13 protein-coding genes are annotated in these 15575 nt (G+C 65.4%); 7 read left to right on the plus strand and 6 right to left on the minus strand.

Annotation, left to right across the window (positions count from 1 at the left end; translation table 11 throughout):
- Positions 1-5 precede the first annotated feature (5 nt).
- The 3 genes from AC0L20_RS33535 to AC0L20_RS33545 are packed head-to-tail and all read right to left on the minus strand — an operon-like array spanning position 6 to position 3759.
- A complete protein-coding gene (locus AC0L20_RS33535) occupies positions 6-2381 on the minus strand; it encodes a xanthine dehydrogenase family protein molybdopterin-binding subunit (RefSeq protein ID WP_473294782.1) in 2376 nt (791 codons plus the stop codon).
- The gene (locus AC0L20_RS33540; protein WP_473294783.1) at positions 2378-2902 is read right to left on the minus strand and encodes a (2Fe-2S)-binding protein; all 525 of its coding nucleotides are present in this window, start codon (positions 2900-2902) and stop codon (positions 2378-2380) included. The genes AC0L20_RS33535 and AC0L20_RS33540 overlap by 4 nt, the downstream gene beginning before the upstream one ends.
- Positions 2899-3759 carry an FAD binding domain-containing protein gene (locus tag AC0L20_RS33545; RefSeq protein WP_473294784.1) on the minus strand — a complete coding sequence of 287 codons (861 nt, stop codon included), beginning with the start codon at positions 3757-3759 and terminating at the stop codon, positions 2899-2901. Before AC0L20_RS33545 ends, AC0L20_RS33540 begins: the two co-directional genes overlap by 4 nt.
- Positions 3760-4013: 254 nt before the next feature.
- Between AC0L20_RS33545 and AC0L20_RS33550 the strand changes: the two genes are divergently transcribed.
- Positions 4014-4634: a TetR/AcrR family transcriptional regulator gene (locus AC0L20_RS33550; RefSeq protein WP_027519406.1), complete on the plus strand. Its 621-nt coding sequence runs from the start codon at positions 4014-4016 to the stop codon at positions 4632-4634.
- Positions 4635-4640: 6 nt separating this feature from the next.
- Here AC0L20_RS33550 and hutU read toward each other — a convergent pair whose 3' ends face one another.
- Genes hutU through hutI form a run of 3 tightly spaced genes read right to left on the minus strand, consistent with a single transcriptional unit; the run spans position 4641 to position 9095 of the window.
- Positions 4641-6311, minus strand: a complete 1671-nt coding sequence (gene hutU / locus AC0L20_RS33555; protein ID WP_473294785.1) for a urocanate hydratase — start codon at positions 6309-6311, stop codon at positions 4641-4643.
- A 13-nt stretch (positions 6312-6324) separates the two neighbouring features.
- Positions 6325-7884: a histidine ammonia-lyase gene (gene hutH, locus AC0L20_RS33560; RefSeq protein ID WP_473294786.1), complete on the minus strand. Its 1560-nt coding sequence runs from the start codon at positions 7882-7884 to the stop codon at positions 6325-6327.
- Positions 7881-9095 carry an imidazolonepropionase gene (gene hutI / locus AC0L20_RS33565; protein WP_473294787.1) on the minus strand — a complete coding sequence of 405 codons (1215 nt, stop codon included), beginning with the start codon at positions 9093-9095 and terminating at the stop codon, positions 7881-7883. The genes hutH and hutI overlap by 4 nt, the downstream gene beginning before the upstream one ends.
- 84 nt (positions 9096-9179) lie before the next feature.
- On the opposite strand from hutI, the gene AC0L20_RS33570 reads away from it, so the two are divergent.
- From AC0L20_RS33570 to AC0L20_RS33595, 6 genes are all read left to right on the plus strand, one after another.
- A complete protein-coding gene (locus AC0L20_RS33570; protein ID WP_473294788.1) occupies positions 9180-10538 on the plus strand; it encodes a formimidoylglutamate deiminase in 1359 nt (452 codons plus the stop codon).
- A complete protein-coding gene (hutC, locus tag AC0L20_RS33575) occupies positions 10535-11263 on the plus strand; it encodes a histidine utilization repressor (RefSeq protein ID WP_473294789.1) in 729 nt (242 codons plus the stop codon). Before AC0L20_RS33570 ends, hutC begins: the two co-directional genes overlap by 4 nt.
- 105 nt (positions 11264-11368) lie before the next feature.
- The gene (locus AC0L20_RS33580; protein ID WP_473294790.1) at positions 11369-12313 is read left to right on the plus strand and encodes an ABC transporter substrate-binding protein; all 945 of its coding nucleotides are present in this window, start codon (positions 11369-11371) and stop codon (positions 12311-12313) included.
- A 73-nt stretch (positions 12314-12386) separates the two neighbouring features.
- Positions 12387-13160, plus strand: a complete 774-nt coding sequence (locus tag AC0L20_RS33585) for an ABC transporter permease (protein WP_007601313.1) — start codon at positions 12387-12389, stop codon at positions 13158-13160.
- Positions 13157-13942: an ABC transporter ATP-binding protein gene (locus tag AC0L20_RS33590; protein ID WP_473294791.1), complete on the plus strand. Its 786-nt coding sequence runs from the start codon at positions 13157-13159 to the stop codon at positions 13940-13942. The genes AC0L20_RS33585 and AC0L20_RS33590 overlap by 4 nt, the downstream gene beginning before the upstream one ends.
- Positions 13935-15167: a hydantoinase/carbamoylase family amidase gene (locus AC0L20_RS33595; RefSeq protein WP_473294792.1), complete on the plus strand. Its 1233-nt coding sequence runs from the start codon at positions 13935-13937 to the stop codon at positions 15165-15167. The genes AC0L20_RS33590 and AC0L20_RS33595 overlap by 8 nt, the downstream gene beginning before the upstream one ends.
- Positions 15168-15575 lie beyond the last annotated feature (408 nt).

A 15575-nucleotide genomic window follows, 5' to 3' on the forward strand; every position in this document is an offset into this window, starting at 1 on the left:
TTTTTCTAGAATCGCTTCAGGGCTTTCAGGACTCTTGCGGGCGTGATCGGGATGGAATTGATCGTCGCATCGAACGGTGCGAGCGCGTCGTTGACGGCGTTCAGCACACAGGCCGACGCCGCCGCCGTCCCCGCCTCGCCGCATCCCTTGGCGCCGAGCTCGGTGTCGGCGGTCGGCGTCTCGACATGGGCGATGACGATGTCAGGCATCTCCATCGCCATCGGAACGAGGTAGTCGGCGAGCGAGCCGTTCACGAGCTGGCCGGTCTCGCTGTAGCGGCATTCCTCGAACAGCGCCGCGCCCAATCCCTGCACGATGCCACCGCGGAGCTGCTCGTCTACCAGCATCGGATTGATGACCCGGCCACAATCCTCGACGATGAAATGCTTCAACATCTTGATGAAGCCAGTCTCGACGTCCACCTCCAGCGAACAGCCCTGGATGCCGTTGGTGAAGGCGAACGGATAGCCCTGTGGCGCGAAGTGATGGCTCACGGTGAGCTGGGCCTGCGTGCCCGGCGGTAGCGTATCGGAACGGAAATAGGCAATGCGCGCGATCTCGGAGATCGGCATCCGCTGGTTTCGCGTGCCAGCGTCGACGACCTCGCCATCGATGATGTCGAGTGCCGATGGCTGCTCCTGGAGGATGAGCGCAGCGATTTCCAGGATGTTGCGCCTGAGCGCGCGCGTGGCCTGGAGCGCAGTCTCGCCGCCGATGCCGGCGCCGCGGCAGGCCCAGGTCGCACCGCCATGCGGCGTCACCTCGGTATCGCCGGTGATGACCTTGACGTGCTCCTGCGCGAGGCCGAGCTGGTCCGCCACGATCTGGCTGATGATCGCCTCGGTGCCTTGCCCCTGCTCCGTGACCGAGATCAGGCAGCGCACTTCGCCTGATGGCGTCAGGCTGATGATCGCACCGTCCTGCGAGGAGATACGGGCTCCGCCAACGCCATAGAACGCGGGACTTGGATTGGTGATCTCGACAAAGGCCGCAATGCCGATCCCGCGGTAGACGCCGCCCTTGCGCAACTCCGCCTGCTCGGCGCGCAGCGCGTCATGATCCATCATCTCGTGCAGCCGCTTCAGGCAGGCCTGATGCGACAACGCCTCGAAACGGTAGCCGGTCGGCGAGGTCTGCGGATAGGCATCATCGGCGATGACATTCTGCGCTCGGATCGCGAAGGGATCGAGACCGAGCTTCGCTGCGGCCATGTCGACCAGCCGCTCGGTGACGGCGCAGGCGATGGGATGGCCGACCGCGCGATACTGGCTGGTCTGCACCTTGTTCTGGAATAGCACCTCGAGCGTCGCGCGGTAGTTCTTGAAGCGATAGGGCGCGCCGATCAGGCGGATGACCTGGTTGCCCTCCACCACGCTTGTACGCGGATAGGTCGAAAACGCCCCGATTGCGGTCAGGTCCAGCACGTCCATCGCAAGGATCTCGCCCTTGGCATCAAGCGCCATCCGGGCGCGGACGCGGTGGTCGCGGGCGTGGATGTCGGAGACGAACGATTCGATGCGGTCAGCGACGTATTTGACGGGGCGGCCGAGCAGGATCGAGAGGCCGACCACGGCCATGTCCTCATGATAGACATGCAGCTTCATCCCGAAGGAGCCGCCGATGTCGGTCGCGATCACGCGAACGCGGGCCTCCGGAATGCCGAAGTGGCGCGAATAGAGGTCCTGGAACTGATATGGCGTCTGTGTCGCGTGATGCACGGTGAGCATCTCGGCCGAAGGATCGTAATCGGAAACGATGGCACGCGGCTCCAGCGTCACAGCGGTATGGCGGCCGAAGGACAACTCCTCCTCCACCACATGGGCCGCACGCGCAAAGGCGTCGTCGACGCTGCCGTTGTCGAGCTGGCTGCGGAAGCAGACATTGTTGGCACTGCCAGGATTGATCAGCGGCCCGCCGCCCTCACGCGCGCTGTCGATATCGGCGACGATCGGAAGGTCTTCGTAGTCGATCTCGATCAGTTCCAGCGCATCCTCGGCGATCGCACGGCTCTCGGCAACAACCGCAACCACCGCCTGCCCGGCCCAGACCACGCGGTCGAGCGGCAGCGGTAATTGCGGTGCCGAGATCATCCCCTTGAAATGATCGAGCGTGCCGGTCCAGGGCGTGCAGATCTTTGCGAGATCGGCACCGGTCGCGACGAGATGAACGCCTTCGAGCGCTCGCGCCTGCCCAGCATCGATCGAAATGATCTTCGCATGCGCATGCGGGCTGCGCAGGAACGCGGCATACAGCATCCGCGGCAGCCGGAGGTCGCTGACATAGCGCCCGCGGCCGGCGAGCAGCCGCTTGGCGTTCGGGCGCGGCACGGAGCGGCCGATATAGGAATTCGGGCGATCCAGCGAGGTCAGCGGCGCGCTCATATCGGGCCTCCGCTTTCGCTTCGCGCTTTTGCCACGGCGTCGATCGCATCGACGATCGCTTCATAGCCGGTGCAGCGGCAGTAATTGCCCGACAGCGCGTCGCGAATGTCCTCACGACTGGGCCGCGTCACCTGCGAGAGGAGTTCGTGGGCGTTGACCAGCATGCCCGGCGTGCAAAAGCCGCATTGCAGAGCGTTGCGGCGGTGGAATTCGGCCTGGAGGTCAGCGATTACGCCGCTCTCCGTGAGCCCTTCGATCGTATCGATCCTGGCGCCGTCAGCCTGCACCGCGAACATCAGGCAGGCGTGCACGGCTTGGCCGTCGAGCTGGACGAGACACGCGCCGCAGGCGCCCATCTCGCAGCCGGCATGCGTGCCTGTCAGCTCGAGCGCGTTGCGCAGGCAATCGACCAGCGTCTCGCGCGGCGCGACCTCACAGGCCACCTTGCGGCCGTTGACGACGAAGCGAACGCGCACGGTCTCGTCCGCATCATCCAGAAGGGATTCGTCGAAGCCGCTCATCCGCCCGCTCCGAGACGTCCGAGCATGCGTCCGAGCAATACGCGGGCAAGATGGAGCCGCATCGCCGGCGGCACCTCGTCGCCTTCAGGTGGTGCGAGATCACCTTCGAGGGCGGCCTGCGCTGCGGCGATGCGTTCAGCACCAAGGCTCGAACCGATGAGCGTCGCCTCCGTTCCCTTCACCCGCGTCGGCGTATTGCCGACAGAAAAGAACGAGATCCGTATGTCGTCGATGCGCTCGCCGGTGCAGGTCGCGAGCATGCCGCAACCGACCAGCGCATAGTCCCCGCGTCGCCGGGCCAGTTCGTCAAATGCAAAGCGCTGATCGGCCTTGAACAGCGGGACGAAGACCGCGGTGATCAGCTCGCCGGGCTGCAGAGCCGTCTCGAACAGGTCGACGAAGAAGTCGTCGGCCTTGACGCGCCGGCTGCCCGAAGGCCCGACAATCTCGATCTCGGCATCGAGCGTCAGCGTCATCGCCGGAAATTCGGAAGCCGGGTCGGCCTGCGCGACACTGCCGCCGAACGTGCCGCGGTTGCGGATCGCGGGATGGGCGACGAAGGGCGCAGCCGCATGCAACAGCGGCGCGAATTCGGCGATCAGCGGCTCGCTCAGCATCTCGCAATGGCGCGTCAGCGCACCGATACGCAGGAATTCACCTTCACGCCTGACGCCGCGCAGCTCGGCAATGTGGGTGATATCGATCAGCAGCCGTGGCGCCTGCAGCCGCAGCGACAACGCCGGCACGAGGCTCTGGCCGCCGGCAATGAAACGCGCATCGTCACCGGCGCGCGCGTGAGCGTCCAGCGCCTGGTCGATCGTCGCAGCGCGAAGATAGCTGAAAGCCCTCGCCTTCACCGCCGTTTCCTCGGATCCCTCGGCTCATCAGCCGGGACGCCAGATTTGTAACCATCTGGTCTCAAAATCCTGACACGCCGTCGGAAGCCGGTCAACAGGAAATGACCATTTGGTTACAAATGCGCGTTGGGCTATGAAGACGGCTGGACGTGCGATTCAGCGACGAAATGGCCCGCAAAGCGCAGAAAACGGCGAAGCGACCGGTCCGGAAGCGGGCCGAGACAGGCAGCAAGTCCGCGCCAAAGCGCCGCAACATGCGTGCGGCCGACCGCGAGCGCGCCATCCTGGACGAGGCAATCCGATTCTTTGCCGAGCGCGGCTTCGAGGGCCAGACGCGCGAGCTCGCCAAGCGCCTGGGCATCACGCACTCCGCGATCTATCGCCACTTCCCGAGCAAGGAAGCGCTGATCGAGCGTGTCTACCAGGAGGTCTATCTCAGCCGCTGGTCGCCCGATTGGGGGCCGATGATCCGCGACCGCTCGCTATCGCTCGAGGCCCGGCTGACGCGCTTCTATCTCGACTATGTCGAACGCGTGTTCGAATACAATTGGGTGCGGATCTTCGTCTTCTCTGGCATGAAGTCGTTCGGCATCACCGGCCGCTATCTCGACATCATCAGGCGCGAGATCATCGAGCCGGCGGCCGGCGAGCTGCGCCACGACCTGAAACTGCCCGAAGCAAAGACACATCCGCTCGGCGAGCGCGAGACCGAGCTGTTCTGGGGCCTGCACGGCCGCATTTTCTATCTCGCGATCCGCAAATTCATCTATGCGACGCCAATCCCGGCCGATCTCGACGCGATCGTTCGCGATGCCGTCCAGACCTTCATGGATGGCGCGAAGACCACGATGCCGAGGCTGCTGGCGCGCGACTGAGCCTGGCTACGTCGCCAGGCCCGGCAGATCGAGCCCCTTGTCGCGGGCGCATTCGATCGCTGTGTCGTAGCCCGCGTCGGCGTGGCGCATGACCCCGCTGGCAGGGTCGTTCCAGAGCACGCGCGCGATCCGCTTCGCCGCTTCCGGCGTACCGTCGGCGACGATCACCATGCCGGCATGCTGGGAATAACCGATGCCGACGCCGCCGCCGTGATGCAGGGACACCCAGGTCGCGCCGCTGGCGCAATTGAGCAGCGCGTTGAGCAAGGGCCAGTCGGATACAGCGTCCGACCCGTCCTTCATCGCTTCGGTTTCGCGGTTGGGGCTCGCCACCGAGCCGCTGTCGAGATGATCGCGGCCGATCACGATGGGTGCCTTCAATTCCCCGCGCGCCACCATCTCGTTGAAGGCAAGGCCCAGGCGATCGCGATCGCCGAGCCCGACCCAGCAGATCCGCGCCGGCAGGCCCTGGAACTTGATGCGCTCCCTGGCCATGTCGAGCCAATTGTGCAGGTGCTTGTCGTCAGGCATCAGCTCCTTGACCTTGGCGTCGGTCTTGAAGATGTCCTCGGGATCGCCCGACAGCGCGGCCCACCGGAACGGCCCGACGCCGCGGCAGAACAAGGGACGGATATAGGCGGGGACGAAGCCGGGAAAATCGAAGGCGTTCTTCAGGCCCATGTCCTGCGCCATCTGGCGGATGTTGTTGCCGTAGTCGAGCGTCGGAATGCCCTGCGCATGGAAATCCAGCATGGCCTGAACGTGCTCAACCATCGAAGTTTTCGAGGCGCGCTCCACGGTTTTTGGATCGGTGGCCCGCTTAGTCTCCCACTCGGCCAGCGTCCAGCCCTTCGGCAAATAGCCGTTGATCGGATCGTGCGCGCTGGTCTGATCGGTGACGATGTCGGGCCTGACACCACGGCGGACCAGCTCGGGAAAAATCTCCGCGGCGTTGCCGAGCAGGCCGACCGAGATGGCCTTCATCGTCTTCGTCGCCTCCGCCATGATCGCAAGCGCCTCGTCGAGCGTCGCGGCCTGGCGATCGAGATAACCGGTGCGCAGACGCATCTCGATGCGGCTCGGCTGGCATTCGACCGCCAGCATCGAAGCCCCGGCCATGGTCGCAGCCAACGGCTGCGCGCCGCCCATGCCGCCGAGACCGGCGGTCAGAATCCATTTGCCGGCGAGGCTGCCGCCATAGTGGCGGCGGCCAACTTCAACGAAGGTTTCGTAGGTGCCCTGCACAATGCCCTGGCTGCCGATATAGATCCAGGAACCGGCCGTCATCTGGCCGTACATCATCAGGCCCTTGCGATCGAGCTCGTTGAAATGATCGAGCGTCGCCCAGTGCGGCACGATGTTGGAGTTTGCGATCAGGACACGCGGCGCGTCGGCATGGGTGCGGAACACGCCGACCGGCTTGCCGGACTGGACCAGCAGCGTCTGGTCGTCCTCGAGCTCGCGCAGCGAAGCAACGATCCGGTCAAAGCTCTCCCAGTCGCGCGCGGCGCGGCCGATGCCGCCATAGACGACGAGCTCGCTCGGACGTTCTGCAACGTCGGGATCGAGATTGTTCATGAGCATGCGCAAGGGCGCTTCCGTCAACCAGCTCTTGGCGCTGATTTCGCTGCCGCGGGGTGCGCGGATGGTGCGGTCATTGTCCAGTCGGCGGTTCATGCGGAACACCTCGTCAGGCAAGTGTCGGAAACGGGTCGGTTGAAAGCACGGCGAGCGCCGCAGCCGGCAGCGCGTCGGCCTCGACCAGCGCTGCAGCCTTGGCGAGATCGCCGGCCATGTAGCGGTCGGCGCCGAGCGGCGGCACCTGCTCGCGCAGTGCGGCGATGACTGCGGCGAGCGGCGCGCTGGTTGCATGCGGCGCGCGCAGCGTGATGCCCTGGGCGGCGACCAGCAGCTCGATGCCCAGGATGGTGGCGAGATTGTCGGCCATGTCCGACAGCCGTCGCGCGGCATGCGCGGCCATCGAGACGTGGTCTTCCTGGTTGGCACTGGTCGGCGTCGAATCGATCGAGCAGGCGGCCGCGCGCTGCTTGTTCTCGGCATAGAGCGCGGCCGCCGTCACCTCGGCGATCATGAAGCCGGAATTGATCCCGGGATCGGGCGTCAGGAACGGCGGCAGACCGAAATTGAGCGCGGGATCGACCAGCGTCGCGATGCGCCGCTCGCTGATCGCGCCGATCTCCGACAGCGCGAGCGCGATGGTATCCGCGGCAAAAGCCACCGGTTCGGCATGGAAATTGCCGCCGGAGACGATCTCGCCGGTCTCGACCAGCACGAGCGGATTGTCGGTGACGGCATTGGCCTCGACGACAAGCGTCCGCGCCGCCTGCACGATCAGGTCGAGCGCCGCGCCCGCAACCTGCGGCTGGCAGCGCAGGCAATAGGGATCCTGCACGCGTTCGTCGCCTTCGAGATGCGACAGGCGGATGTCGCTGCCGTCGAGCAGCGCCATCAAGGTTGCCGCCGCCGCGATCTGTCCGGAATGACCGCGCAGCGCCTGGATCTCGGGGCGGAACGGCGCCGTCGAGGCCATCGCCGCATCGACCGACAGCGCGCCGGTGACGAGCGCAGCGCGAGCCAGGCGAAATGCGCGCAGCACGCCGGAGACGGCATAGGCGGTGGAGAATTGCGTGCCGTTGATCAGCGCGAGCCCTTCCTTGGGACCGAGCGTCAGTGGCGGCAGGCCGGCCGCGGCGAGCGCCTCGAGGCCCGATACGATCTTGCCGTCGACGATCGCCTGCCCTTCGCCGATCATCACAGCGGTCATATGCGCGAGCGGCGCGAGATCGCCGGAAGCACCGACCGAACCCTGCTGCGGCACCAGCGGTGAGATGCGTCGCGCCAGCATGGCCTGCAACTGCTCGATCACCTCGCGGCGCACGCCGGAAGCACCGCGCCCGAGCGAGATGATCTTCAGCGCCATCATCAGGCGGACGATCGGTTCGGGCGTCGCCGCACCGACGCCGCAGCAATGCGAGACGATGAGATTACGCTGGAGCAGCGCGGTCTGGTCCGGGGGAATGCGCTTCGAGGCCAGCTTGCCGAAGCCGGTGTTGATGCCGTAGACGGGGGCATCGGCTCGCGCAGCCCTTGCAACGATCTCCGCGGCCGCATCGATGCGCGGCCAGAACGAGGGATCGAGAACGACAGGTGCGGCTTCGAGCACGCGCGCGAGATCATCGAGGCTGACCGTGCCCGGCTTGACGACGATCGGCGCGCGCTGCTCCGTCATTGCCCCCTCCACACCCGGCGGTACAGCGGATTGAAGCCGATGCGGTAGACCAGCTCGGCGGGGCGCTCGATGTCCCAGATCGCAAGGTCACACCATTTGCCGGCCTCTAACGTGCCGGTATCATGGAGCACGCCGAGCGCTCGCGCGCCTTCGCGAGTGACACCGGCAAGGCACTCGGCCACATTCATCCGGAACAGCGTCGCGCCCATGTTCATGGCGAGCAGAAGCGAGGTCAGCGGCGAGCTGCCCGGATTGCAGTCGGTCGCGAGCGCCATGGCAACGCCGTGCTTGCGGAACGCCTCGACCGGCGGTTTTTGCGTCTCGCGGATGAAGTAGAAGGCGCCGGGCAGCAGCACGGCCACCGTTCCGGCCTTCGCCATCGCCGCTGCACCGGCTTCGTCGGTGTGCTCGAGGTGATCGGCCGATAACGCCGAGAATTTTGCGGCGAGCGCGGCACCGTCGAGATTCGAGAGCTGGTCGGCATGCAGCTTGACCGGCAGTCCAAGCCCGCTCGCGGTCTCGAACACCTGCGCCGTCTGCTCGCCGGAAAATGCGATCCCCTCCATGAAGGCATCGACGGCATCGGCCAAACCGGCCTTCGCGACCGCCGGCAACATCTCCCTGCAGACGAGATCGATGTAGCGATCCTTGTCGCCGTCGGCCTCCGGCGGCAGGGCATGCGCACCAAGAAACGAGGTTCGGATCGCGACCGACCGCTGACGACCCAGGCTTCGCGCGGCGGCCAGCTGCCGCATCTCGGTCTCGGTGTCCAAGCCGTAGCCGGATTTGATCTCGACCGTGGTGGCACCCTCGGCAATCAGCGCATCGAGCCGCGGCAGCGCGTGTGCTGCGAGTTCGGCCTCGCTTGCCTTGCGCGTCGCAGCCACCGTCGAGACGATGCCGCCGCCGGCGCGCGCGATCTCCTCATAGCTCGCGCCCTTCAGGCGCAGCTCGAATTCATGGGCGCGGTTGCCGCCATAGACCAGATGAGTGTGACAATCGACGAGACCGGGCGTGATCCAACGCCCTCCGCAATCGATCCGATCGATGGCATCCGCGTCCGTCGGAAAGTCCGCCGCGGCGCCCGCATAGACGATATGGCCGCCGCGCGCGGCGATCACGCCGTGCTCGATCTCGCCGAGATCGGGACGGTCGGCCCGCATCGTGGCGAGCCGGGCGTTATGCCAGATCCGGTCGAAGCGCTCTGCCATGCAACTGTCCCTTCGCGTGGGATGCTTGACTTATATGTCTAGACATATAATCGTGTCGCGGTTCTGTCCAGCCGGCATGGAAACATGACACGACTGCATTTCGCCTCCGCGCTCCTGCCTTCGGGCTGGGCCAATGACGTGCAGGTGGTGATCACCGCCGGCGCGATCGCCGAGGTGACGCCGGGCGTGGCCCCGGCCACCGGCGACGAACGCCACGAAATCGCGCTTCCGGGACTTGCGAGCTTGCACAGCCACGCCTTCCAGCGCGGCATGGCGGGTCTCGCGGAGCTGCGCGGCGACAGCACCGATACCTTCTGGACCTGGCGCGAGACGATGTACCGCTTCGCGCTGGCGATGACGCCCGACGACGTCGCAACGGTCGCGACACTGCTTTATGTCGAGATGCTGGAGCAGGGTTTCACCCGCGTCGGCGAATTCCATTATCTGCATCATGATCGCGACGGCTCGCCCTACGCCGGCATCGGCGAAATGGCCGCGCGCATCGCGCAGGCCGCAGAGGCCTCGGGTATTGCGCTGACGCTGCTGCCGAGTTTTTATGCGCATGGTGGCTTCGGGGGCACAGCACCGCATGCCGGCCAGCGCCGCTTCATCTGTACGGTTGATCAATTTTCCGCGCTGATGGCTGCTTCCCGCAAGGCAATCGAACAATTGCCGGGCGCGAATGTCGGCATCGCGCCGCACAGCTTGCGCGCTGTGACGCCGGCCGAGCTTGCGGCGATCATTCCGCTTGCTGAGGGCGGACCGGTGCACATTCATGCCGCCGAGCAGGTGAAGGAAGTCGAGGATTGCCTGGCTTGGTCCGGACGACGTCCGGTGCAATGGCTGCTGGAGCACGCGCCCGTCGACCAACGCTGGTGCCTCATCCACGCGACCCATACGACGGATGAAGAAGTCACTGCATTCGCCAAGACCGGCGCGGTCGCCGGACTCTGCCCCATCACCGAGGCAAGCCTTGGTGATGGCATTTTCCCGGCCCGCGAATTCGTCGGTGCCGGCGGCGCCTTTGGCATCGGCACGGATTCCAACGTGCTGGTCGGCGTCGCCGACGAGCTGCGCCAGCTCGAATATGGCCAAAGGCTCAAGCACCGCGAGCGCAACGTGCTTTCTGCTGGTGCAGGCCGCTCGACGGGACGCGCCCTGTTCGATCATGCGTTTGCAGGCGGCGCGTGGGCACTGGGACAGACGTCCGTCGGTCTCACGCCAGGTGCGCGCGCTGACATCGTCACGCTCGACATCACGCATCCCTCGCTGGCGGGACGCGCGCGCGACGCCGCCATCGACGGCTGGATCTTTGCTGCTGGCAGCGGTGCGATCGATTGCGTCTGGGCCGGCGGCGACAAGGTCGTCGAAGGCGGCCGGCACAGACTGCGCCAGGCCGCGCGCGAACGCTTCAACGCATCGGTGCGGAGGCTCGTTGCATGAGCCTCGCCACTGATACGACCGACCAGCCTACGCTCTACAAACGGATTCGCGCCGATATCGAGAAGTGCATTCTGACCGGGGAGTGGCCGCCCGGGCATCGCATCCCGTTCGAGCACGAACTGGTGGCGCGTTACGGCTGCTCGCGCATGACCGTGAACAAGGCGCTGTCGGAGCTCGCGCAAGCCGACCTGATCGAGCGGCGGCGACGTGCCGGCTCCTTCGTCCGCCGGCCGCAACACCAGTCTGCCGTGCTCAAGATCGCCGACATGCGCGCCGAGATCACCGCGCTCGGACGTGCTTACAGCTACGAGCTGATCGGTCGCAAGCTCCGCGCCGCAACCGCTGCCGACCGCGACCGCCTCGGCGTCAAGAAGGCCGGCAAGGTGGTCGCGATCACCTGCCGCCACAGCGCCGACAAGGTTCCTTTCGCCGTCGAGGACAGGCTGATCGATCTCGCGTCGGTGCCGGATGCGGCGACCGCGGATTTTTCGCGTGAGCCGCCCGGCTCGTGGCTGCTTCACCATGTTCCATGGACAGAGGCCGAGCATACGATCAGCGCCATCGTCGCGGACGATCGCACGGCGGAAGCGCTCGACATCGCCGTCGGCGCACCCTGCCTCGTGATCGACCGCTATACCTGGCGCAGCGCGCGCACCATCACCGCGGTGCGGCTGCTCTATCCCGGTGACTCTCACCGCCTTGTCGCCCGATTCAAAGGAGGCTGAGAGGACGTGTCGGCACAAATCGTGCAACGCTTCGGGCAAGGGTCCAGGAGGACCGACCAAGATCAACAGGACGTCAATCCATCGATCGGCAAGAGGACGACAATCATGCGTAGTTCGAAAGTTTTTGCGACAATCATTGCCCTCGCAGCTTCCACCCCGGTGCTCGCCGACGACGTCAAGGTCGGCGTCGGCATCTCCGGATGGACCGGCTTCGCGCCGCTGACGCTGGCGAAAGAAGCCGGCATCTTCAAGAAGAACGGCCTCGACGTCACCATCAAGAAGATTCCGCAGAAGGACCGCCATCTCGCAATCGCCTCCGGTGACGTCCAATGCGCGGCAACGACCGTGGAGACCTGGATCTCCTGGAACGCCAACGGCGTCGCGACCAAGCAGATCTTCCAGCTCGACAAGAGCTACGGCGCCGACGGCATGGCCGTGCGCAACGAGCTCGCCGCGATCAAGGATCTGAAGGGCAAGACGGTTGCTGCTTCCGCGCCTGGTACCTCGCCCTATTTCGCGCTGGCCTGGATGCTCAAGAAGAACGGCCTGTCGGTGAAGGACGTCACGGTCGTGAACCTCGAGCCGGCCGCCGCCGCGCAGGCCTTTGTCTCCGGCCAGAACGATGCCGCCATGACCTATGAGCCGTATCTGTCGACGGTTCGTGCCGCACCCGACAAGGGCAAGATCATTGCGACCACGCTCGACTATCCGATGGTCATGGACACGTTCGGCTGCACGCCGAAATTCCTCAGCGAGAACCCGAAGGCCGCCAAGGCGCTCGCCGACAGCTATTTCGAGGCCCTCGACATGATCGCCAAGGACCAGGCCAAAGCCTACGAGATCATGGGCGCCGACGTGAAGCAGAGCGGCGAGGCGTTCGGCAACTCGGCGAAGTATCTGCGCTGGCAGGACAAGGCCGCGAACCAGAAATTCTTCGCCGGCGATTTCCTGACCTTCAACAAGGAAGCCGCCGACCTCCTGCTGGAGATCGGCATCATCAAGGCCGCGCCGAAGGTCGAGGATCTCTTCGACGCCAGCTACATCAAGTAAATCTCCTCGGAGCCGCCGGCCCCGTCTCGCGACGGGGCCGGTAAACTTGTTCACCGTCCGGATAGACATTTAGATGCGTCCCCTCGATCCCGTGACGTCAAGGCAGCGCGTGGCTTACGGCCTTGCGTTCTTCGTAGTGTTCGTTGCCCTCTGGTCCTGGGCGACCTTCGGCGGCCACGTGTCGAAAGTGTTCCTCGCCAATCCGCTGACCATGGTGCAGGAAGGCGTCGATCTGATCATCAAACAGGGCTTCCTGTTCGATATCGGCATGACGATCTGGCGCGTCGTCGGCGGCTTCGTACTGGCCGCCATCATCGCCGTGCCGTTCGGCGTGCTGATGGGCGCATACAAGCCGGTCGAGGCGTTCCTCGAACCGTTCGTCTCCTTTGCGCGCTATTTGCCGGCTTCCGCCTTCATTCCCCTCCTGATCCTGTGGGCCGGCATCGGCGAGCTGCAGAAGCTGCTCGTCATCTTCATCGGCTCGGTGTTCCAGATCATCCTGATGATCGCGGTCACCGTCGGCACGACGCGGCGCGATCTGGTCGAGGCGGCCTATACGCTGGGGGCCAGCGACCGCGGCATCATCCGCCGCGTGCTGTTGCCCTCCTCCGCGCCTGAGATCGCCGAGATCCTGCGGCTGGTGCTGGGCTGGGCCTGGACCTATGTCATCGTCGCTGAGCTGATCGGCTCCTCCTCCGGCATCGGCCACATGATCACCGACAGCCAGGCGCTGCTCAACACCGGCCAGATCATCTTCGGCATCATCGTGATCGGGCTGATCGGCCTGGTCTCGGACTTCCTGTTCAAGGCGTTCAACGCTTGGCTGTTTCCCTGGAGGCTCGCATGACGATCCTCAAGATCGAACAGGTCTCGCGGACCTTCCCAGCGCGCCACGGCAACGCCCCGACCAGGGCGCTGGAGCCCACCGATCTTGTGATCGGCAACAACGACTTCGTCACCATCCTCGGCCCTTCCGGCTGCGGCAAGTCCACGCTGCTTCGCATCGTCGCCGGCCTCGACCGCCCGACCGGCGGACGTGTGGTGCTCGATGGACGCGAGGTCACCGGCCCGGGCGCAGACCGCGGCATGGTGTTCCAGTCCTACACGCTGTTTCCCTGGCTGACCGTGCGCGAGAACATCGCCTTCGGCCTCCGCGAGCGCGGCGTGTCCGAGGTGGAGCGCAACAAGATCGCCGACGCCTTCATCCGCCAAGTCGGCCTGTCCGGCTTCGAGAACCATTGGCCAAAGCAGCTCTCCGGTGGCATGCAGCAGCGCACCGCGATCGCGCGCGCGCTCGCCAATGATCCGAAGATCCTGCTGCTCGACGAGCCCTTCGGCGCGCTCGACAACCAGACGCGCGCCCTGATGCAGGAAATGCTGCTCGCGATCTGGGAGCGCGACCAGAAGACCGTGCTGTTCGTGACTCACGACATCGAGGAAGCGATCTTCCTCGGCAGCCGCGTCATCGTCATGAGCGCACGCCCCGGCCGCATCAAGGCCGAGATCAATGTGGACCTGCCGCATCCGCGCTCCTACAAGATCAAGACTACGCCCGAATTCGTCCAGTTGAAGGAAAGGCTGGTCGAGGAGATCCGCACCGAGGCGTTGAAGGTTGCCGAACATGCCTGACACTTTGTCACGCGCAAACGGGATGCGCGTTCTCGCCGATCTCAATGCGCTCCGTGCCATCGGCGCCTACAAGACCGGCGTGCACAAGCCGACCTTCTCCGAGCCGCACAAGCTTTCGCTGGATTGGCTGGTGCGGAAGCTGCCCGACGCGGGCCTCTCCGCCGCGATCGACGGCATCGGCAATGTCTTCGGCACCAGCGCAAAGACGGGACCCAAGCTGCTGGCGGGATCGCATCTCGAAAGCCAGAACTACGCCGGCTGGCTCGACGGCCCGCTCGGTGTCGTCTACGCGCTCGAAGCGGCCCGCGTGCTCAATGCCGATCCCTCGCTCGAAGGCGCGGTCGAAATTGCCGCCTGGTGCGACGAGGAAGGACACTTTGGACACTTCCTCGGGTCGCGCTCCTATGTCGGGCAAGTGACCGAGGCCGACATCGATGCCGCATGCGACCGTACCAGCGGCCGCACCATGCGGGACGCACTCGCCGACATGGGGCTCGCAGGACGACCGCGCATCGCCGCGGAGCCGGGCCGGCATGTTGGATATCTGGAAGCGCATATCGAGCAGGGCGACACGCTCGAAAGCGGTCGCCTTGCGGTCGGCGTCGTCACCTCCATCGTCGGCATTTGGCAATACCAGATCAATTTCATCGGTGAGCAGAATCACGCCGGCACCACCCGCATGGCTGCACGGAAGGATGCCGGGCTGGCGCTGGCAAAGTTCTGCGTCGCCATCGACGCGCGTTTTCCCGAGAGCTGCGGCCCGCGCACGGTCTGGACCACCGGCCGCATCACGCTCGATCCCGGCGCGCCGAGCATCATTCCAGGTGGTGCCGAGATGTTGTTCCAGATCCGCGACGACGATCCTTCCGTCATCGCGCGGCTGGAGGAATTGCTGCGCACGATGGCGGACGAGGTCAGCGCGAAAGGCCCCTGCACCGTCACCGTAGAAAAACTGCGCACCGGCGCGCCGGCCATGATGAACGCGGGCATCCAGGACGCGATCGAGGCCGCGAGCAAGGATCTGGCCGGCGGCCGCTCCATCCGCATGCCCAGCGGCGCCGGCCACGACGCGCAGATGCTGGCGACAATCATGCCCGCGGGCATGCTGTTCGTACCGTCGATCGGCGGCATCAGCCATCACTGGACCGAGAACACCGCTGACGCCGACATCGTCACCGGGGCCCAGGTGTTCGTCGACGCTTGCCGGAGGATACTCGGCGGCTAGAACGGCGTGCCGCCCCCACTCTCTCCCCCATCGTCATTGCGAGCGTAGCGAAGCAATCCAGAATCCCTCCGCGGCGGCAGACTGGATTGCTTCGCTGCGCTCGCAATGACGGAGTATGAGGCGACGGCTTCGTCCTCCCAGCACCACTGTCATTCCCCGCGAAAGCGGGGAATCCAGTACGCCGCGGCTTCTCGGTTCAATCATAACTGTCTCGGAATACTGGATCGCCCGGTCAAGCCGGGCGATGACAGGGAGTGTGTAGCCGCAGACACGCCTTCGCCTTCTCGCGGCGCATTTCGCCCGAGCTTTGCTTCGTCATTCCACCCTCAAATCCAAGAGGGCGCAGGGAAGGCCGGGTGCCGGCTGGCACCCGCGGTCCGCTGCGCGAAAAGCACACGCAGGAAAACC

The organism is Bradyrhizobium sp. Kon58 (genome assembly GCF_055807455.1).

Bases quoted from the DNA above. Each gene is read 5' to 3' on its own strand.
- AC0L20_RS33570 (WP_473294788.1), top strand. From the start codon at position 9,180: ATGACACGACTGCATTTCGCCTCCGCGCTCCTGCCTTCGGGCTGGGCC.
- AC0L20_RS33595 (WP_473294792.1), top strand. From the start codon at position 13,935: ATGCCTGACACTTTGTCACGCGCAAACGGGATGCGCGTTCTCGCCGAT.
- hutI (WP_473294787.1), bottom strand. From the start codon at position 9,095: ATGGCAGAGCGCTTCGACCGGATCTGGCATAACGCCCGGCTCGCCACG.
- AC0L20_RS33585 (WP_007601313.1), top strand. From the start codon at position 12,387: ATGCGTCCCCTCGATCCCGTGACGTCAAGGCAGCGCGTGGCTTACGGC.
- AC0L20_RS33580 (WP_473294790.1), top strand. From the start codon at position 11,369: ATGCGTAGTTCGAAAGTTTTTGCGACAATCATTGCCCTCGCAGCTTCC.
- hutU (WP_473294785.1), bottom strand. From the start codon at position 6,311: ATGAACCGCCGACTGGACAATGACCGCACCATCCGCGCACCCCGCGGC.
- AC0L20_RS33550 (WP_027519406.1), top strand. From the start codon at position 4,014: ATGCGTGCGGCCGACCGCGAGCGCGCCATCCTGGACGAGGCAATCCGA.
- AC0L20_RS33590 (WP_473294791.1), top strand. From the start codon at position 13,157: ATGACGATCCTCAAGATCGAACAGGTCTCGCGGACCTTCCCAGCGCGC.
- AC0L20_RS33535 (WP_473294782.1), bottom strand. From the start codon at position 2,381: ATGAGCGCGCCGCTGACCTCGCTGGATCGCCCGAATTCCTATATCGGC.
- hutC (WP_473294789.1), top strand. From the start codon at position 10,535: ATGAGCCTCGCCACTGATACGACCGACCAGCCTACGCTCTACAAACGG.
- AC0L20_RS33540 (WP_473294783.1), bottom strand. From the start codon at position 2,902: ATGAGCGGCTTCGACGAATCCCTTCTGGATGATGCGGACGAGACCGTG.
- hutH (WP_473294786.1), bottom strand. From the start codon at position 7,884: ATGACGGAGCAGCGCGCGCCGATCGTCGTCAAGCCGGGCACGGTCAGC.